The 18,004-nt window shown below is 44.8% G+C and carries 18 protein-coding genes, 1 rRNA gene and 1 riboswitch; of the genes, 10 read left to right on the top strand and 9 right to left on the bottom strand.

What is annotated here, in order from left to right; all coding sequences use genetic code 11:
* Together KI350_RS12225 and KI350_RS12220 are read right to left on the bottom strand one after the other, a co-directional pair.
* Nucleotides 1-412, bottom strand: a 16S ribosomal RNA gene (locus KI350_RS12225); the annotation flags it as partial.
* A gap of 599 nt (nucleotides 413-1,011) precedes the next feature.
* A complete protein-coding gene (locus KI350_RS12220) occupies nucleotides 1,012-2,112 on the bottom strand; it encodes a GntR family transcriptional regulator (protein ID WP_023856004.1) in 1,101 nt (366 codons plus the stop codon).
* A 161-nt stretch (nucleotides 2,113-2,273) separates the two neighbouring features.
* A riboswitch (TPP riboswitch) is annotated at nucleotides 2,274-2,373 on the top strand.
* Nucleotides 2,374-2,484: 111 nt separating this feature from the next.
* On the opposite strand from KI350_RS12220, the gene thiT reads away from it, so the two are divergent.
* Entirely contained in the window at nucleotides 2,485-3,069 is a 585-nt protein-coding gene (thiT, locus tag KI350_RS12215; protein ID WP_020452705.1) for an energy-coupled thiamine transporter ThiT, read from the top strand.
* A gap of 41 nt (nucleotides 3,070-3,110) precedes the next feature.
* Here thiT and KI350_RS12210 read toward each other — a convergent pair whose 3' ends face one another.
* Both KI350_RS12210 and KI350_RS12205 read right to left on the bottom strand, forming a co-directional pair.
* Nucleotides 3,111-3,668: a class D sortase gene (locus KI350_RS12210; RefSeq protein ID WP_026580028.1), complete on the bottom strand. Its 558-nt coding sequence runs from the start codon at nucleotides 3,666-3,668 to the stop codon at nucleotides 3,111-3,113.
* A gap of 106 nt (nucleotides 3,669-3,774) precedes the next feature.
* Nucleotides 3,775-4,770 (bottom strand): processed acidic surface protein, encoded by a 996-nt coding sequence (locus tag KI350_RS12205; protein ID WP_065643910.1) that lies wholly within the window; start codon nucleotides 4,768-4,770, stop codon nucleotides 3,775-3,777.
* Between the two features lie 179 nt (nucleotides 4,771-4,949).
* On the opposite strand from KI350_RS12205, the gene KI350_RS12200 reads away from it, so the two are divergent.
* The 6 genes from KI350_RS12200 to KI350_RS12180 all read left to right on the top strand — a co-directional run bounded on the left by KI350_RS12200 (nucleotide 4,950) and on the right by KI350_RS12180 (nucleotide 9,334).
* Entirely contained in the window at nucleotides 4,950-5,138 is a 189-nt protein-coding gene (locus tag KI350_RS12200; RefSeq protein WP_003184678.1) for a hypothetical protein, read from the top strand.
* Between the two features lie 124 nt (nucleotides 5,139-5,262).
* Complete coding sequence (locus KI350_RS12195; protein ID WP_065643909.1) at nucleotides 5,263-6,375, top strand: response regulator aspartate phosphatase; 1,113 nt, start codon at nucleotides 5,263-5,265, stop codon at nucleotides 6,373-6,375.
* A 1-nt stretch (nucleotide 6,376) separates the two neighbouring features.
* Nucleotides 6,377-6,505, top strand: a complete 129-nt coding sequence (locus KI350_RS23210) for a hypothetical protein (RefSeq protein ID WP_023856006.1) — start codon at nucleotides 6,377-6,379, stop codon at nucleotides 6,503-6,505.
* A gap of 79 nt (nucleotides 6,506-6,584) precedes the next feature.
* The gene (gene pcp, locus KI350_RS12190) at nucleotides 6,585-7,232 is read left to right on the top strand and encodes a pyroglutamyl-peptidase I (protein ID WP_020452709.1); all 648 of its coding nucleotides are present in this window, start codon (nucleotides 6,585-6,587) and stop codon (nucleotides 7,230-7,232) included.
* A 123-nt stretch (nucleotides 7,233-7,355) separates the two neighbouring features.
* On the top strand, nucleotides 7,356-8,012 hold the full coding sequence (locus KI350_RS12185) for a potassium channel family protein (protein ID WP_020452710.1): 657 nt from the start codon (nucleotides 7,356-7,358) through the stop codon (nucleotides 8,010-8,012).
* A 2-nt stretch (nucleotides 8,013-8,014) separates the two neighbouring features.
* Nucleotides 8,015-9,334 (top strand): TrkH family potassium uptake protein, encoded by a 1,320-nt coding sequence (locus tag KI350_RS12180; protein WP_026580030.1) that lies wholly within the window; start codon nucleotides 8,015-8,017, stop codon nucleotides 9,332-9,334.
* Between the two features lie 10 nt (nucleotides 9,335-9,344).
* Here the strand turns inward: KI350_RS12180 and KI350_RS12175 are convergent, their stop codons facing one another.
* The gene (locus tag KI350_RS12175; protein ID WP_020452711.1) at nucleotides 9,345-10,259 is read right to left on the bottom strand and encodes a DMT family transporter; all 915 of its coding nucleotides are present in this window, start codon (nucleotides 10,257-10,259) and stop codon (nucleotides 9,345-9,347) included.
* 116 nt (nucleotides 10,260-10,375) lie between these two features.
* Here KI350_RS12175 and KI350_RS12170 point away from each other — a divergent pair, with 116 nt between their 5' ends.
* Nucleotides 10,376-10,861 (top strand): DinB family protein, encoded by a 486-nt coding sequence (locus KI350_RS12170; RefSeq protein ID WP_033155020.1) that lies wholly within the window; start codon nucleotides 10,376-10,378, stop codon nucleotides 10,859-10,861.
* Nucleotides 10,862-10,906: 45 nt separating this feature from the next.
* Here the strand turns inward: KI350_RS12170 and KI350_RS12165 are convergent, their stop codons facing one another.
* The 3 genes from KI350_RS12165 to betB form a co-directional block, all read right to left on the bottom strand.
* Nucleotides 10,907-11,488 carry an MOSC domain-containing protein gene (locus KI350_RS12165; RefSeq protein WP_020452713.1) on the bottom strand — a complete coding sequence of 194 codons (582 nt, stop codon included), beginning with the start codon at nucleotides 11,486-11,488 and terminating at the stop codon, nucleotides 10,907-10,909.
* Between the two features lie 109 nt (nucleotides 11,489-11,597).
* The gene (gene gbsB, locus KI350_RS12160; protein ID WP_020452714.1) at nucleotides 11,598-12,806 is read right to left on the bottom strand and encodes a choline dehydrogenase; all 1,209 of its coding nucleotides are present in this window, start codon (nucleotides 12,804-12,806) and stop codon (nucleotides 11,598-11,600) included.
* A 17-nt stretch (nucleotides 12,807-12,823) separates the two neighbouring features.
* On the bottom strand, nucleotides 12,824-14,296 hold the full coding sequence (gene betB / locus KI350_RS12155) for a betaine-aldehyde dehydrogenase (RefSeq protein WP_023856011.1): 1,473 nt from the start codon (nucleotides 14,294-14,296) through the stop codon (nucleotides 12,824-12,826).
* Nucleotides 14,297-14,616: 320 nt separating this feature from the next.
* Between betB and cudC the strand changes: the two genes are divergently transcribed.
* Nucleotides 14,617-15,171, top strand: coding sequence for a transcriptional regulator GbsR (gene cudC, locus KI350_RS12150; protein WP_023856013.1), 555 nt, complete (start codon nucleotides 14,617-14,619; stop codon nucleotides 15,169-15,171).
* Between the two features lie 120 nt (nucleotides 15,172-15,291).
* Entirely contained in the window at nucleotides 15,292-16,920 is a 1,629-nt protein-coding gene (locus tag KI350_RS12145; RefSeq protein WP_065643908.1) for a high affinity choline transporter 1, read from the top strand.
* 44 nt (nucleotides 16,921-16,964) lie between these two features.
* On the opposite strand, the gene KI350_RS12140 is transcribed toward KI350_RS12145, so the two are convergent.
* Nucleotides 16,965-17,882: a class I SAM-dependent methyltransferase gene (locus KI350_RS12140; protein WP_065643701.1), complete on the bottom strand. Its 918-nt coding sequence runs from the start codon at nucleotides 17,880-17,882 to the stop codon at nucleotides 16,965-16,967.
* Nucleotides 17,883-18,004 lie beyond the last annotated feature (122 nt).

The following is an 18,004-nucleotide window of genomic DNA, read 5'->3' as shown; positions in this document are numbered from 1 at the left end:
ACGCGGCGTTGCTCCGTCAGACTTTCGTCCATTGCGGAAGATTCCCTACTGCTGCCTCCCGTAGGAGTCTGGGCCGTGTCTCAGTCCCAGTGTGGCCGATCACCCTCTCAGGTCGGCTACGCATCGTCGCCTTGGTGAGCCGTTACCTCACCAACTAGCTAATGCGCCGCGGGTCCATCTGTAAGTGGTAGCTAAAAGCCACCTTTTATAATTGAACCATGCGGTTCAATCAAGCATCCGGTATTAGCCCCGGTTTCCCGGAGTTATCCCAGTCTTACAGGCAGGTTACCCACGTGTTACTCACCCGTCCGCCGCTAACATCAGGGAGCAAGCTCCCATCTGTCCGCTCGACTTGCATGTATTAGGCACGCCGCCAGCGTTCGTCCTGAGCCAGGATCAAACTCTCCATGAAATAATGGAGCGCAGATTAAGTTCGTCACATCCTGTGACAACATCTGCATGACCTGCATCGTGCAGGCCCCTGACTACGCACATTCGCATGTACGATTTATTTAATGAATTAACAGGTACGTTTTGTCTTGTTTAGTTTTCAAAGATCATTTCCGCCTCTCAAAGAAGCGACTTTACTAATATAACATTCTATCATCTTGAATGTCAACAACTTTTTTTAAAAGATTTTCGAAGTTGTTTTTATAAAGCCTCCTTTTTAGGGGCGGATACTAATATAACATCTATTTTCGTTTTGCACAATAGCTTTTTTAAAAAAATAATAATCAAATGATTCGGACTCAGATGATTCCTGATCATCTCGACCTCCGGCAGTTGACAGCATTTATTTCTTCTTACTGCTTTCTTCTATATAAAAGTATACAGCGGTCTTTAAAAATTGATTTGCTAAAGCTGCACATGTCCAAAGCTTCGAGGATGACATTAAACTCTCCGTTATCAGCTTTTACTTGAATAAAAAGCTCCTCATTCCGGAGCTTTGTAACAGAATATATATTCTTCTCATTTTCATTCACGCTGGTTGGCGGATAAAGATTGTGCAGCCTACCTTTTCAGCTTGGCGGTCGAATGTCTGACAACCAGTTCAGGTTTGTAGACGGTGGAATGTTCAAGCTGATTCGTGTTGCGTCCCTCAACTTTGGCAATCATCCATTTTGCCGCCTCAATCCCCATCTGCATTTTCGGATGAGTGACTGACGTCAGCTTCACTTCAGATGCCTCGCTCAAATGTGAGTTGTCATATCCGACAATCGAAATGTCTTCCGGCACTTTCAAACCGAATTCCCTCACGACATCCAACACCAAAAGCGCTATCTCGTCATTATAGCAGAATATGGCAGTCGGACGATCTGATGAAGAAAGCCGCTTCCTGGCTTCAGCTATCGTTTTTTGTTTTTTGTTCTCTGTTGTGTACGTCACGACCATTTCAGGGTAAAACGACAAGCCGTTTTCTCTGAAAGCACGGATAAATCCTTTCATCCGGTTGGCGCCCTGCATATCGTCCTGTTTAAAGAAACCGAACACTTTTTCATGGCCGAGTTTAATCAAATGCTCAGTGGCGATAAAGCCGCCGTGTTCATCATCCAAAATGAAATGGGGCGGATTTAGCTCCTGATAAAATTGGTTGATCATCAAATACGGAATATGATGTTGTTCAAGCGTCAGATAGTAACTTAAATTCGGGTTAAAGCTTCCTGTTTTCGTCGGCTCCACGATCAACCCAGCAATTTTTTTATCGAGCATATTCACAAGGCATTGTTTTTCTTTTTCAATGTCATTATTGGTGCTCGCGACGACAAGGGTGTATCCTTCGCTGGACAGTGACGATTCGATTCCTCTTATAATAGAAGGAAAAATGTAATCCGAAAGGTAAGTCGTAATAACCCCGATCATCTTATTTCTTTCCCTTCCTTTTTCAGAAAGCTGAAGACGGTGAGAGCAATACGTCCCTGAGCCCTGCTCTCTGTATAAAAGCCCTTCATGAACAAGGTCGCCAATCGCTTGCCGGATCGTGTGCCTGCTTACATCAAATATTTTCATCAATTCGTTTTCCGAATGAATTTTTTCCCCCGGCTTCACTTTGCCTTCATATATCCACGATTTAATTTTATTTTTCACCATGCTGTATTTTGTAGGTTCACTCATCAGATCAACCCTTTACTGATCTTGTACGTACGAATACGTTCTATTATAAAGGAAAAGATGTTTGCATTGCTACATATTGGAGAAATTAAGCAAAATTTTTCGAAAAATCAGCTTGTCGTCCGTTTCTTTTTTTAGTATAGTAGAATATAACTAAATAACTTGATGACCACAAGGGGAGCCTCGAGGCTGAGAGTGAACGACCGTTCTGACCCTTTGAACCTGTTAGTTAACGCTGGCGTAGGGATGTGGCAAAGTCATTTCTAATTGCATCCAAAGCAGTGCGTGGAAAACTTTCCTACTCCTTCCCCGCATTGCTTTTTTTATTGGGAAAGAAGTCCAGTATCCCTTTGTTCATCAAAAGTGAGGGTTATGATGAATCAATCTAAACAACTTGTACAGCTGATTGAAATTGCGTTTATGACAGGAATAGCACTTATACTTGATATGGTGTCCGGAATGTTTTTAAAAATGCCTCAAGGCGGTTCAATCGCCGTCATGATGATTCCGATCTTCCTGATTTCCTTTAGATGGGGGCTGAAGGCAGGGCTGGCAACCGGGTTTTTAGCCGGATTGCTTCAGTTTGTCACTGGAGGATTTTACGTTTATCATCCTCTGCAGCTTCTTCTTGATTATTTTATCGCGCCTACAGCCGCGGGAATCGGCGGTTTTTTTGCCGGATCGATCAGAAATGCTTCAGTCGAGAAACAAAAAGGAAAGATCATTTTCTATGTTACGCTGGCCGTCTTTCTCGGAAGCGGACTGAAATTTCTCGCTCATGTCATCAGCGGCGCTGTCTTTTTTGGAAACTATGCGCCTGAAGGCACTCCGGTATGGATTTATTCCTTGGTATATAATGGAACATATATGCTTCCGTCTTTCATTGTCTGCACAATTGTCCTTTGTTTACTGCTGCTAACCGCGCCAAAACTCTTGGAAAACAGATCAGACATGAGATAGCATAAAAAAACAGCGGACTCGCCTGAGATTCCGCTGTTTTTTTATGATTTAATCAAATCTGCGACCAATATATACCGCTCCGGTGCTGAACCGATAAAGTCAAAAGGATAGCAGGTGGAAACCGTCAATGTTGCTCTCGGCTTTGGTACAATCACCGTCCGGTCATCCGCATCCACGATCCGCACCTTTTTCACTTTGTATGTAAAAGTTCCGTAGGAAGCTTCAACAATTAACTGATCGCCCTTCCCCACTCGGCCGAGTTTTCGGAAAACCGTATCCCGGTGGCCTGATAAAACCGAGTTGTCATCTTCTCCAGGCAGAACGGAACCAGCGAAATGGCCCACGCCTTTTTGCAGCTCGTCTTCATCTGTCCCGTGATATATAGGAATCCTTGCATTGATTTTCGGAATGACAAGATCGCCGATTTTCTCCCCGGTTTCAAATGTTTGATCAATCACCGTTTTTTCTTTTTTCGCCGTCTGAATCGGAGGTTTTTCAGGCTTTTCTTCTTCTTTCATCTGCTGAAATGAAAAAAGAGCGTAGCCGTGCATTAACTTGAACACATTCGTTGTTGTAAAATAAGCGCCGCACACAACCATCACAATAGCTGCGAGCCAGATGATTTTTTTTCGATGTGCCTTAATTTCCTTTCACTCCTTATAAAAACTTCCCATTCTCTACATAATTAGAATGGGAAGTGACATGTTAAGCCGCTTTGCGAAGCCTTCTGATCATGAAGAATCCGCCAAACATCAGAACGGCGCCTAAGATCGACCATTCCGCGTAATGCCCGGCTGTCTTTGGAAGCTTTGCACCTTTAACCGTCTTTTTCACATGAGATGGCTTTGAATCATGTTTGACAGCCGTTTGGGTTTGCTTCACTTTTGACCCTGTATCATGAATTAAATCAGATCCGATCATGTCAGGCGTCATCAATACATCCAAAATGAAGTTGCCTTGCAGATCGTATACTTCCACCAGAAGGCTTGCTCCCTTCAGATCTTCCGCGCTGACAAGCGTTGTCAAAGACACTTCTTTTTTCTTTCCGTCTTTAACAAGATAGTATTTTGTTTTCACTTCAAGCGTCTTCTGAAGATCGTTTAAAATGGATAGCATTTCAGCGATATCCTGAGCTGACAGCTCTGATACAGACTCGAAATCGGCTACCGCTTCAAGACGTTCTCCAAGAGCCATCAAATCATTTTCAAGGTTTGGATTTTTATCGCGCACCTTTCGGAGATGATTCACGAGCCTTTCCCACTCCTGATCATCCACACCCAATTCTTGAAACAGGTTCCCGATCTGAAAATCGTCTTCTTCATATGTCACAGTGAAAAGCGCATCATCCAATTCGTATTCAAACATAAACACGTCGAGAATGTTTTGGCCGCTTTCCATATAGCCATTTTCAACAAAAAGGTCAGCCGCTTCTTTTTCGCTCAATCCGTATTCTTTTAAATAGGATGCCAAAAGTTGATTAGTCAGTCTTTCCCCTAAAAAATCTTTCAACTCTTCCACCGACTCAAAATCTTTTAAACTTTCATCATATGTATCCTGTAAATAAGCTTCCAATTCTTTTTCTGTCATTCCTATTTCTTCAAGATACTCTTGAAGCTCAGCCTGTTTCGGCGCGGCAAAAGCACCAGCTGCCGGCACTAAAACCAGGATGCAGACCAATAGTGACATCAGCCTTTTTTTCATTTCTTATGACCCCCTAAATTTATCTTTCATTTTGATTATAGTGGAAATATTTTTAAAAACATGTATTGTAATTGAAAATCTTTTCGTCTATAATATTTTGTTCTTTTTCCTGTTTAAACAGGCATAATCTTCCCCTCTATTGAATGTAATATAGTAAAGCGAATAGAGGAGGTATGCAAATGAACCCTTACTATATGATGCTCTTATGTTACGTCCTATCGATCATCCACTTTTTAATAGGCTACCGGGAAGCCCTGAAAATAAGCGGAGCTGACGGGCTGGTCAACGGAACCGCAATGATCTCCTGTATTCCGCTTGGCGCGGTTTTCGCTTTTTTCGCGCACTTTTTTTGGAAAATGACGATTTAATTTCAGAAATGAACTTTTCACCGGCGAACTTGCATTTCAGCGTTATTCACAGACGGCAGCAGTTTATGCTATGATTAATAGAACTTCAATTTACAAAAAATTCACAAAGATTGGAGGGAAGAGAATGGCCAAAGCCGTGGCTTCACAAGAAGTCGCCAATATGCTCAACGACTGGTACATACTGATGAAAAAAAGAGACATTTCAGGCTCAATCGAAATGAAAGATGACATAGATAAAGCAATTGAAAAAATGGAAGAAGATCATGACGTTCTACTCTATTATCAAATGCTCGATTTTCGCTTAAGGCTCCTTCTTGAAGATATCTCCCAATCTTCCACCGAAAAATTGGAGGCCATCAGTTTTCAAGACAAAGATCCAAAAAGTACGGACGACAAGCTGAATTATTATTTTTACCTGTTTAAAGGGATTTATGAGGACTACAAGCAAAACCATACAGAAGCGCTCAATTTTTTCAGAATAGCGGAAAAAAGACTGAGCGTCATTCAAAATGAAATTGAAAAAGCTGAATTTCATTATAAAATCGGTGTTTTGTATTACAACTTAAAAGCGACATGGCTGTCGATTCATCACATCAACATTGCCTCCGGCATCTTTCAAGGGTATGACGGGTATGCCAAGCGGGTCATCAACTGCAAAATGCTGATCGGGCTCAATTATATTGACCAATTTAAGTTCTCCGAAAGTGAAGTATTATTAAAAGAAGCGATCGAAAAAACCGAAAAAATCGGCGACCAATACCTTTTACCGTGTACCTACTATAATATGGGCTTTTTGAAGAGTAAGGAAGACAAGCAGGAGGAAGCGCTAAAGTATTACAATAAAGCTTTTGCAATCAAAGATTTTGAAACGAAAGCCAAGTATGCTTACCTTCTTTGCGTTTATGAAAACACAAGGTCTCTTTTCAAAACCAACGCACACAAACAAGCATTTAAATGGATCGAAGTAGGCTTTAAAAAATCCCGCGAAATGAACAGCGAAATTTTCGAATTGAAATTCAAAATTTTATATACATTATATTCTGATACACAGAATAAACTGGAAATAATCAAGGACTATGTTCACCAGTTAGAAAATGAAAAAGCCTGGGTAGATTTGGAGGAATTATTGATGGATGTAGCGAATTACTACAGGCGAGAAAAGTTATATGAAGAAGCCATATACTTTTACATTAAAACAGACAAGGCGAGCAAGCTCGCTGGAAGAGGAGGAGAATAAAATGAAAAAAGTATTATTAACAGCAGTTGTATTAGGCGCAGTTATCAGCTTTTCATTCGTAAACCATGCACCGGAAGCGGCTTCTCAAGGAGATCAGGTACTTCTGGCATCCCGGGGATCAGGAGCATAAAATATTTAAAAAAATACCCATTCAGACATCTTCTGAATGGGTATTTTGCACTTTATATTCATATTCAGGAGGGATCGATATGGGAAAGAAAGTACTGCTGACAGGTTTTGACCCCTTCGGGGGAGAAACGGTCAATCCGTCTTGGGAAGCTGTAAAACGGCTGAACGGAGAAAAAGTCGAAGGCGTCTCTATCGTGGCGGAGCAGATCCCGACCGTTTTTCATCATTCAGCGGCCGTTTTGGAAAAAGCGATCGAAAAGCACCATCCCGATATCGTCATTTGTGTAGGACAAGCAGGCGGCCGGGCTCACATTACTCCAGAACGCATCGCAATCAACATCGATGACGCCCGCATTCCGGATAATGAAAAACGGGAACCGATCGATGAACCGATCGCGGCAGACGGGCCTGCAGCTTACTGGTCCGCGCTTCCTATCAAACTCGTTGTGAAAGAGTTGAGAAAAAACGGAATCCCGGCCTCCGTCTCTAATTCAGCTGGAACATTCGTATGCAACCATCTTTTTTACCAGTTAATGCACCGTATAGACCGCACCTCGGCAAACATCCGCGGAGGGTTCATCCACATTCCGTATCTCCCCGAACAAACAGTCGATAAGCACGAGCCGAGCCTCAGCCTTGAAACGATCGTCGAAGGGCTGAGGCTAGCCGCCGTCGTCTCTGCCCTTCACGAAAAAGACATTCGCGAAACCGGAGGCTCGCTCAGCTGAAACCGAAGCCGCCTCAAGGCGGCTCTCCGGATTCGCACACTTCCGGATTCTTGTACATCCCTGTGTGTTTTTCTTTTAAAAAAGTAAACACTATAAGAAAAACAGATAAAAGGGTGAACACGGATGCAGAAATCTTATGCCGTTTTCGGGCTCGGTCAGTTCGGCGGCAGTCTTGTCAAAGCCTTCCACGCAAAAGGGGCTGAAGTTTTAGGCATCGACAAATCCGAAGAAAAAGTAAACGAATATTCTGCTTATGCAACCTACACCATTTGCGCCAATGCCGTTGATGAAAATACATTGAAACAAATCGGAATACGCAACATCGATCACGCCTTTGTATCATTCGGCGATGACATTGAAGCAAGCATTCTGACTTCGCTTTTGCTGATTGAAATGGGCGTTCCCAAAGTATGGACGAAAGCGCAAAATGACTATCACCAAAAGGTTCTCCATAAAATCGGCGTCCATCGTATCATTCATCCCGAAAAAGATATGGCCAAGCGGATAGCCAGCCATATCACCTCGGAAAAGATGATCGATTTTGTTGAGCTGTCGCCAAATTACAGCATCGTCGAAATTGTGGCAACAAAAAAGCTGGACAAAAGAAGCCTGGGGGATATCGATGTACGCGCCAACTTCGGCTGCAACATCGTCGGCATAAAAAGAGACGGGCATTTCATCATCGCACCGAGCGCTGATGACTTGATATACGAAAACGATATTTTGATTGTGATCGGGCAAAACAAAGATATTGAGACCTTTGAAAAAAAGGGCGATTAACCGTGAAGTTTAAACAGATTCAATTAAGCCCGTCCCAACTGCTCGTGCTGGTGTTTTTATTTTTCATCATATTAGGAACTCTTTTATTGAAGACCCCGGCAGCGACGTCTAAACCCATAGGCTGGATTGATACGCTTTTTACATCGACATCGGCGATGACTGTTACCGGCCTAGCCGTCGTTGATACAGGCACGGATTATACGTTGTTCGGTCAGCTCATGATCCTCGTTCTCATCCAGATCGGGGGACTCGGCATCATGTCATTTGCAGTGCTCATTTTTATCATGCTCGGGAAAAAAATCGGCCTGAAAGAACGGCTGTTGATTCAACAGTCTCTCAATCAAACTTCTTTAGGCGGGATCATTAAGCTCATCAAGAGTTTGTTTATTTACTCCTTCGCAATTGAAATGCTGGCCATGGTCATACTGGCTGTCAAATGGGTTCCTGAATACGGTTTCGCACGCGGCGTCTACTACAGCCTGTTCCACGCGGTTTCCGCCTTTAACAATGCGGGATTTTCCATTTGGCCGGACAGTTTAATACGGTATAAAAGCGATCCGCTCGTCAACTTGGTGATCAGTTTTTTGTTTATCATCGGCGGGATAGGGTTTACCGTATTGTCTGATCTATGGCATAAGCGGAGCTTGAAAAAGTTAAGCCTTCATTCGAAATTGATGATATACGGTACGTTTATCATCAATTTGTCAGCCATGATCTTTATTTTTCTGCTTGAGTATCAAAATCAAAAAACGCTCGGCATGCTTCCGCCAGCTGAAAAACTTTGGGGCGCCTATTTTCAGGCCGTGACCCCGCGAACAGCCGGGTTTAACACGACAGATATCGGAAGCCTGCACGAAAGCACGATCACACTTTTGCTCCTTCTTATGTTTGTCGGAGCGGGGAGCGCATCCACCGGCGGAGGAATCAAGCTGACGACGTTTCTTGTCATTCTCCTGTCGGTTATCACTTTTTTAAAAGGCAAAAAACATATTTCGATAGCAAAAAAAACGCTGAAAGACCAATTGATCATTCGTTCGCTCGCTATTTCGACTATCAGTGTGCTGTTGATTTTAGCGGCTGTCTTTATTTTAAATATGACAGAACCTAAGCCGTTTTTGGCGATTTTGTTTGAAGTCGTATCAGCCTTCGGCACGGTCGGCCTGTCAATGGGGATTACGGCTGACCTGACCCCTGTCGGAAAGATACTGATTATTTTCATTATGTTTCTCGGAAAACTCGGACCGCTCACATTGGCGTTTTCCCTGGCCAGACCTGAACAGGAAAACATCCGCTATTCAAGCGAAGATATTTTGACCGGATAAGGTGCAAACTTTAAAGCGCCTTATGTGTTTTCCCTTTCACGGACGGGACGGTGTTTTTCCTCATGCTTTGCGAGGCCATGAACAAGATAATACCTGAAAAAATGACCGCTCCGCCGATCACCTGCGTCATCATGACGGATTCGTCTAAAATCCAATACGCCAGCGCAACCGCTCCGACAGGTTCAAATAAAATCGCCACAGAAATCATATTTGTGCTCAGCCATTTCAGCACCCAGTTAAACAGCGAGTGGCCGAGCAAAGTCGGAATGACGGCAAGCAGAAAGAAATACCCCCAATCTGACGCAGGATAAGAAAAAAAGGCGGCGCCCGAAAACAGACAGTACAGGCATAAAGTGATGGCGCTGATTCCATACACAATAAACGTGTAAACGGTCAAACTGTGGCGTTTTCTGACATGCTGGCCAAACAGCAAATATGCCGTCACAAGCGCACACGCCAATAGTGCAAGAATGTCGCCGTAGAGCGCCTGGCCGCTTACTTTGAAATCCCCCCAGCTGATGTACGCGCTTCCGCCGATCGCGAGAAGCGCACTGATGATTCCAGCGAACGACACTCTTTCTTTAAATAAAAAGTATGTACCGATAAAAGAAAAAATCGGCTGCAGCGTCACAAGAACAACCGAGCTCGCCACTGAGGTGTATTCAAGCGAACGAAACCATAAAATAAAATGAAATGCCAAAAAGAACCCCGCTGCCGCTGAAAACAGCCAGTCCTTTTTCGAAAAACTCAAGACTTCTTTTCTTTTTCCCCAGAAAAAAGGAAAGATCAGCAAAGCGGAAAAAAAGAGACGATAAAAAGCGATGATTCCAGCGTCAGCCGTTGACAGTCTGACAAAGATGGCGGAGGAAGACACAGCCAGCACCCCGACTACTAATGCGATATACGGGTACAATGTTGTTCTCAAATAAATCCTTCCTTCTATTCATTTTTCTTAAGCATATCCGATGGCGATGCGAAAATCGAGTGTTTTTTGGTTATTTTACCAGCCTGCGATATGGTACAGTAAAAACAGGAGGGGATATGATGAGCATTTTTAATGAAGCGAGAAAAGAACTTTGGAGCGAGATTCAAGGCCTGTCAGACGAAACGCTGAATAAAAGGCCCTCGGAGGACGAATGGAGCATTCAAGAAGTGATCGACCACCTGAAAAAAATCGACCTGATGGCACTTCAAATCCTAAAGGAACAAATCAAGCATGCACCGGTCAAAACAATCGAAGATAAACCGGTGCATCAGTCGGAAGACAGAAGCTCCAAACGAAAGGCGCCCCCATATGCAGAGCCTGAAAGAAAAACGGCGGATGCTTTAACCCTCAAAGCTGAGCTCGACAATGTCAGAACACAATTAACTTCAGTCATCGCCGCCTTTCATGATGAAGATTTTCAAAGGGTGCTGCCGCATCCGGTTTTCGAAGAGCTTACGGTCAGACAGTGGCTCGACTTCATCGGCCATCATGAAAGAAGACATATTAAACAGATCAAGGAAATCAAACAGAAACTATTATAATACACGGAAAGCCCCGGCTTTAGAGGCCCGGGGCTTTTCATCCGCTCAGGCAAACGACCTGGCGTCTTTCGTGGCAGCAGGCGAATACGCCCACACTTCTGCCTGGTCGCCTTGATGGATCAAGCCGGGGCGTTCGACGACGCAGACGATTCCCCTTCTTCCGATCGCATGGCGCACAAAGCGCGAAGCAAGCTTCGGTTTGTCGGGAAACTGCTCCTGAATGACTTCTCCGGGCTGAATGCACGGCTCGTTCTCACCCTCGCTCAACAGAGAGGCGCCGCTTGGAAAAACGATTCTGCTTCCTTCTCTTAATGAAGTTAAATCAGGCAGTCCGCTTAATGCGATATTAGCCCCGAGCCATTCCGGAAGGACCGCAGGAACGTTCAGCCGTCCGGCAATCTCAAGACACTCTTCGACCGAGACAATTGAAATCTGCCTCCTGTTGAAAATCTCCGTCCCTCTTTTATACATCGGCTCCCTTGCTCCCGCTTTTTTCGTCAGTCCAAAATGCAGATCACCCGGTATTCCCCCATAATCAATCACAATCTTTTCTTGTTTCTCTGTCACAAATGACGGTGTGTCCGCTATGTATACGTTCTCTGCAACAGCCGTGTGCTTTTTCCACATTCAACCCATCCCCTTTTTTCAAGATGTGATTTATTTTACAATGCATCCCTTTTTTTCTCAAATTGAGAAAGCCCGCTGTGCGTTCACACAGCGGGATTCATGCATTTCTTTATACAGTTTTCGGGGTTAGATTAAAGCAGCGTTTGTAAATCCAATTGTACGCTTTTTCGTTCAGGTCTCTCGGGTTTCCGACCGTTTGCGGATCTTTCATCGCTTCTTTTGAAAGGCGGTCGATCATGTCAGGTGATACGCCTTGCTCTTCAAGACTAGGAATCTCCAAGTCTTCCACAAGCTGATACATCCAGTTCACTGCAGCTTTAGCCGCTTCCACTGTAGACATGCCGCTTGTGTCAATGCCGAACGCTTTTGCAATGCGGGCAAATTTTTCAGGGTAGCCTTTCCAGTTGTATTCCATTACAGGACCCATCATCGCCGCCACACATTGGCCGTGCGCGACAGGAATGATTCCTCCGAGCGTCTGGCTCATCGCGTGAGCAGCGCCTGCAGATTCGCTTCCGTAAGAAAGGCCTGCAAGCATAGCCGCCTGCGCCATGCCGTATCTCGCTTCAAGATCTTCCCCATCGGCAAACGCTCTGCGGATGTAATGTGCGCCGTATTCGATGGCAAGAAGGGCCACCGCGTCAGTTATCGGCTGAGCAAATTTCATCGTATAGCACTCGATGGCGTGAGCCAAAGCGTCAACGCCGGTCATCGCTGTGACGTGCGGAGGCATTGATACATGCAATTCAGGATCGATAACTGTCAAGTGAGCAGCAATCAGCGGGCCGCCCGTATTGAATTTAAATTCACGCTCTTCATCTGTGATAACCGCCCATTGTGTAACTTCTGAGCCGGTTCCGGCAGTCGTCGGGATCGTTGTAAGCGGAGGAATCCGGTTTTCAAGAGGCTTCTTTCCTTCTGCCGCTTCATAGTCAAGAACCGAGCCTTCATGAGTGGCTTCGACTCCGATCGCTTTCGCCGTATCCATTGAGCTTCCGCCGCCGACTGCTACAAGGCCGTCGCAATTTTCTTCAGCATACAGTTTGGAACCTTCAGCGACAAGACGGACAGGCGGATTCGGCTCGACTTTATTAAAGACGACAACTTCAACGCCTGCTTCCTGAAGGGATTCAACGACCGGGTTTGTTACACCTGCTTTGTAGATGCCGGGGTCTGTGACAAGCAGTGCTTTTGAAACGCCAAGTTTTTTCACTTCTTCACCCACATGTTTAACGGCTCCGATTCCGTGCTTAATGACGGTCGGGATTTCAAACGTGTGGAATTTGTTCATCGCTTCTACTTTCATATTTAAAGTCATGAATAATCTCCTCCTTCTTATGCTTTAAACCAATTGACAGCCGCCGGTTTCGTATTGCGGTAGACGTGCTTCACTTCTGTGTATTCTTCAAGGCCCATGCGGCCAAGTTCGCGGCCGATGCCTGATTGCTTGTAACCTCCCCAAGGCGCTTGTGCGAAATAAGGGTGGAAGTCATTGATCCAGACGGTTCCCATGCGCAGTTTGGCAGCGACGCGTTCCGCTTTTTCGATGTCTTTTGACCAAACGGCGCCGGCAAGGCCGTAAATCGTATCGTTTGCAAGTGAGACAACTTCTTCTTCTGTTTTGAATGTTTCAACTGTTAATACAGGACCGAATACTTCTTCCTGAACGATTCTCATATCTGATGTACAGCCCGAGAAGATTGTCGGCAGATAGAAGAATCCATTTGCAAGTTCAGGGTCCTCCGGACGCTTTCCGCCTGTTTCCAGCTTGGCGCCTTCTTGCAGGCCAATTTCTACATATTTTTCAATTTTGCTGCGGTGCTCAGCTGAAATGAGCGGACCGCTCTGTGTCTCCTCGTGGAATCCGTTGCCAAGTTTGATTTTTTTCGCACGCTTGACAAGCTCTGCGACAAACTCGTCATGAATGGATTCTTCAACGAGAAGACGAGCACCCGCGGAGCAAACCTGTCCTGCGTGGAAGAATACCGCATTCAGCGCCTGGTCAACCGCTACGTCAAAATCTGCGTCTTTAAACACAATATTCGGATTTTTTCCGCCAAGCTCAAGCGCAATTTTTTTCACATTCGTACTTGCAGCCTGCATGATTTTCTTTCCGGTTTCAATTCCGCCGGTGAAGGAAATTAAGTCGACGTCTGTATTTCTGGCAAGTTCATCGCCGACAGTGGCTCCGGGGCCGAGAACAAGGTTGGCAACCCCTTTAGGCACACCGGCTTCTTCCATCAGCTTGAAGATCTTAATGGTTGTCAGCGGTGTGATTTCACTTGGTTTGACAACGATCGTGTTGCCCGCTGCCAAAGCCGGAGCGATTTTCCAGCTAGCCTGCAGAAGCGGATAGTTCCATGGTGTGATCTGCCCGCAGACACCGACCGGCTCCCTGACAATTTCGCTTTTAGAATCGGGAATCGGTGAAGAAATGACTTCTCCGCCATCTTTATCCGCAAGCCCTGCATAATATTGAAATACGTTTGCAATATCATCCATATCGGCTCTGCTTTCTTCAAGCGTCTTGCCGGTGTCAAGCGATTCAAGCTCTGCCAGCTCTTCGTGGTCGCGTCTGATCAGTTCGGCGATCTTTAATACGATGTTGCCTCGTTCAAGACCCGGCGTATTCGCCCACTCGCCGTCGTCAAAGGCGCGGCGCGCTGCGGCAATCGCCCGAACAGCGTCTTCTCTGTCTCCTTCACTGACGGTTTCAATATGCTCTTGATTGTAAGGGTTGATAATTTGGCGGGTTTCGCCTTTTTTGGCGCCCACCCACTTTCCGTCAATGAAAAGTGTTTGACTCATAAAAGCAGCCTCCTCATTACGCAAAGTTTGTTAAATAAAAATTTAACGTTTTGAACACTTTGAATTTATCATGTGCCATTTTTTGTGTCAAAGAAAATCAGGCTGATTATTTTTTTGAATTTTATATGAACGCAGTACTCACACGGGCTGAGGCCATTTGAAAAAAAATTTTGATTTTGACATTTGAATTTCTTTCGTTAAGATAAAGAACATACAGAAATAACTTAACAAACTTAACGCGGATTTCAGATTAATCCCCGTTTTTCCGGGGCATTGAATCTGCAATGCTGATGTTCCGCTCCTGTGAAAGGAGGCAAGTAATGGACAATCCCCGTGATCTTTCAGCAAAAGAAGCGATCGCACAGGCAAAAGATCTTGTCATTGATTCAATCGCAGAAACGATGGATCTGTACGGCATTACCCGGAGTGCGGGTATTTTGTACGGAACCATGTACCTTTCGGATGAAATGACACTGGACGAAATGCGGGAAGAACTGCAAATGAGCAAGCCCAGCATGAGCACAAGCGTAAAAAAACTCCAAGACTTAAACGTCGTCAAAAAGACATTCCATAGAGGAAGAAGAAAACACAGCTTTGTTGCTGAAAAGGATTTCTTCAAATTTTTCACAAGCTTTTTCCCGCAAAAATGGGAAAGGGAAGTCAAAGTGAATCTCATGGCCATTCAAGACGCTCAAAAAGCATTGGAGGACATCGTCGAAAGCGATGGGCTTGACGAAAGTATAAAAGAAGAAGCGAGAACTCTTTATGACCAGTTGGAACAGTCAAAACCGTATTATGACTGGCTGCTGAGACTCGCGAAATCTGTCCAGTCCGGAGAGATTTTTGAGTTTATACCGATTGATAACAAGGAATAAAAAGGTTTTATCCGCTCTGAAGTCAGCAGTTTGCATACTTCCCAGAGTGGCGCAAAACCTTTTTTCACATTTTAATTTCAAGAAAATTCGAAAAATTATTACCGGAGGCGATGTGCATACATGAATTATGCTGAGAAGAAAAAAAGCTGGATCAAATTAGGTATTTTTGTGTTGTTTGCGGGAGGCTTACTCGCGTATATCGGCATTTCGAATGCAGACATTCATTGGGGCGGCTTTATCTCGATGATGATATTCTTTGCTTTCACCTATTATTTAGGCGCTTTTTACGCAGCAAAGAAATCAAATTCTTTTTCTGATATGATCGTGGCAAAAAGGAGCATGCCGTTTTTCGTCGGAATGGTGACGATGGCCGCAACATGGGTCGGCGGCGGATATATTAACGGAACGGCCGAATCGGCTTACAGCGACGGTCTCATCTGGGCCCAGGCACCCTGGGGCTACGCATTAAGCCTGATTATCGGCGGTATTTTCTTCGCCAGAAAAATGCGCCGTCATCAATTTATGACCATTATCGATCCTCTCGAACAGCGCTTCGGTAAGCGGATGGCCGGTGTTTTATATATACCGGCGCTGTTAGGAGAATTGTTTTGGAGCGCCGCGATCTTAACGGCATTGGGCACGACTTTCGGAATGATTCTGAATATCGATTTCCAAACGTCGATTATTCTTTCGGCGATGATCGCCATCGCTTATACGGTGGCCGGAGGCATGTGGGCAGTCGCTTTCACAGATGTCTTCCAAATGATCATCATTTTGCTCGGGCTGTTTTTAGTCGTCCCATTTGTGTTGTCAAATGTCGGTTCATTCGATATCGTATGGGCAAATTACAGGCACGATTTCGGAAGCAGCGCCAATCTGTTTCCGCCGTTGGACGGCTGGAAAAATCCTGAATGGGGAAACCTGTTTTGGAACTGGTGGGATAATGCGCTCCTCTTAATTTTCGGTGGTATCGCATGGCAGGTGTACTTTCAGCGCGTTCTTTCGGCAAAATCGGAAAACGCCGCCATGTGGCAGTCGATTATTGCCGGAGTGATCTGTATCATTGCCGCCATTCCGTGCGTGATCATCGGAGCTGCCGGAAACAGTGCGGATTGGAGCCTGTTCGGAGCGAGCGCTCCGGATAACCCGGCGATGATTTTGCCGCAAACGCTTGCGTATTTAACGCCCGGAATTATCGCTGGCATCGGTTTGGGTGCAATTGCAGCTGCCGTTATGTCAAGCATGGACTCATCGATTCTATCGGCATCATCAATGGCCGCATGGAATATTTACCGTCCGCTGATCAAGCCGAAGGCCACCCAAAAACAGCTGCAAAAAGTCGTCAAACGCTCAATCATTTTGTTCGGCGCGGGAGCAGCGATCATCGCGCTGAATGTCAAAAGCGTTTATACTTTATGGTATTTGGCATCGGATTTAGTTTATTGCATTCTTTTTCCCCAGTTAACAATGGCCCTCTTTTATAAAAGAGCAAACCTGTACGGGTCAATTTCCGGATTTGCAGTTGCGGTCATTCTGAGGCTGGGCGGCGGTGAACCCGCATTCGGCATCCCGCCGCTTCTGCCGTATCCGATGATTGAAGACGGCACAGTCCTCTTTCCTTTCCGGACGCTGGCTGCGGTTACAGCATTTATGACGATCTTCGCTGTGTCCGAATTGACGCAGCGCAAATGCCCTCCTAAACAGCTTGTACTCCCCCAAGAAAAACAGAAAGACGATCGCGCGGCTTAAAATAGGAAAAACGCCCGGCCCCGGGCGTTTTTCTTGATTCGTGTTTAATTTTTCACGGCATGAATGTAGTGAATCGTTTCAAAGGCTGACAGATCATCTTTTCGATTTTTAAAATAACGCTCTTGAATATCCGACGGTGACAAATGCTCATAAACGAGCAGTCCGGATTGCTCCAGCATATGCTGGATTTCCTGATACGAATAGCATGACTTCATCGGTTCTCCGCCTGCCGCTGCCATTTTCACCATATTTTCCACCCTGTTGGAGAAACCTTTTTCTTTGAACAGGTTTTCATCCGCATAATCAAAAACGATCGAACTCCCTGAAGGAAGATCAGCCATTAATTGTCTCAGCAATTTTTCGGTTTCTTCCTTTGTTAAGTAGTAGGAAACGCCCAAAAAGCTAAAGAACGTTTTTTTGTTAAAATGAAAACCCTTATCAGCCAATTCTTGATAAGAAAATGCCTTGGCAAAGTCCAAAGGAATAAAATGAAGATGGGCCGGGATGTGAAAACCGGCTTTCTCCAGCCTTTCCTTTTTCCATTTTTGTGTCGCCGGATGGTCAATTTCAAAGATATCAATTTTGCCTTTTAACTCTAGGTTCCGAAAACAAAAAGTATCCAGCCCTGCCCCAAGAATCACGTATTGTTCTGCTCCAAACCGAATCTCATGGTGCAGCACGCTTTCGCAATATGCGGCACGCGCGAGCGGCGTCGGAGAGAGCTGAATTTGTGTGACCCATTTTAATATTTCTTCATCGTCTCCCTCGTATTTTTCCGCTATATCTTTGTTGAAGAACTGTATACCTTGAATGAAACTGTTTTTAATATCAGAAAATTCTTGTTGGGAAATGAGCGTTTTGGCTAGATTGTCATCAAAAATTTTTGGTTCATCATATTGGCTGTGATAAGCTCTGCCAAAAGCCGAAATAAGAGACGTTACACTCGATTCATCTTTTTTCATGTCGTACACTCCTTCATCAAACGCAAAAAAATAGGATTCTCCCGGCCAGGAGAATCCTATTATACACACCAATATTCAATTAGTAAATTATAGCATAAATAAATTTTTTTGTCAAGAATTTT

Origin of the sequence: Bacillus sp. J41TS8 (genome assembly GCF_018333035.1) — a bacterium.
Taxonomy (GTDB): Bacteria; Bacillota; Bacilli; order Bacillales; family Bacillaceae; genus Bacillus; species Bacillus paralicheniformis.
The sequence above is the reverse complement of the archived record's forward strand: the minus strand, read 5'-3'. Positions and strand labels throughout refer to the sequence as shown.

What these genes read in the sequence shown, in the direction of transcription:
- KI350_RS12220 (WP_023856004.1), bottom strand. Translation starts at nt 2,112, where the DNA reads ATGAGTGAACCTACAAAATACAGCATGGTGAAAAATAAAATTAAATCG.
- thiT (WP_020452705.1), top strand. Translation starts at nt 2,485, where the DNA reads ATGAATCAATCTAAACAACTTGTACAGCTGATTGAAATTGCGTTTATG.
- KI350_RS12210 (WP_026580028.1), bottom strand. Translation starts at nt 3,668, where the DNA reads ATGGTTGTGTGCGGCGCTTATTTTACAACAACGAATGTGTTCAAGTTA.
- KI350_RS12205 (WP_065643910.1), bottom strand. Translation starts at nt 4,770, where the DNA reads ATGAAAAAAAGGCTGATGTCACTATTGGTCTGCATCCTGGTTTTAGTG.
- KI350_RS12200 (WP_003184678.1), top strand. Translation starts at nt 4,950, where the DNA reads ATGAACCCTTACTATATGATGCTCTTATGTTACGTCCTATCGATCATC.
- KI350_RS12195 (WP_065643909.1), top strand. Translation starts at nt 5,263, where the DNA reads ATGGCCAAAGCCGTGGCTTCACAAGAAGTCGCCAATATGCTCAACGAC.
- KI350_RS23210 (WP_023856006.1), top strand. Translation starts at nt 6,377, where the DNA reads ATGAAAAAAGTATTATTAACAGCAGTTGTATTAGGCGCAGTTATCAGC.
- pcp (WP_020452709.1), top strand. Translation starts at nt 6,585, where the DNA reads ATGGGAAAGAAAGTACTGCTGACAGGTTTTGACCCCTTCGGGGGAGAA.
- KI350_RS12185 (WP_020452710.1), top strand. Translation starts at nt 7,356, where the DNA reads ATGCAGAAATCTTATGCCGTTTTCGGGCTCGGTCAGTTCGGCGGCAGT.
- KI350_RS12170 (WP_033155020.1), top strand. Translation starts at nt 10,376, where the DNA reads ATGATGAGCATTTTTAATGAAGCGAGAAAAGAACTTTGGAGCGAGATT.
- KI350_RS12165 (WP_020452713.1), bottom strand. Translation starts at nt 11,488, where the DNA reads ATGTGGAAAAAGCACACGGCTGTTGCAGAGAACGTATACATAGCGGAC.
- gbsB (WP_020452714.1), bottom strand. Translation starts at nt 12,806, where the DNA reads ATGACTTTAAATATGAAAGTAGAAGCGATGAACAAATTCCACACGTTT.
- betB (WP_023856011.1), bottom strand. Translation starts at nt 14,296, where the DNA reads ATGAGTCAAACACTTTTCATTGACGGAAAGTGGGTGGGCGCCAAAAAA.
- cudC (WP_023856013.1), top strand. Translation starts at nt 14,617, where the DNA reads ATGGACAATCCCCGTGATCTTTCAGCAAAAGAAGCGATCGCACAGGCA.
- KI350_RS12145 (WP_065643908.1), top strand. Translation starts at nt 15,292, where the DNA reads ATGAATTATGCTGAGAAGAAAAAAAGCTGGATCAAATTAGGTATTTTT.
- KI350_RS12140 (WP_065643701.1), bottom strand. Translation starts at nt 17,882, where the DNA reads ATGAAAAAAGATGAATCGAGTGTAACGTCTCTTATTTCGGCTTTTGGC.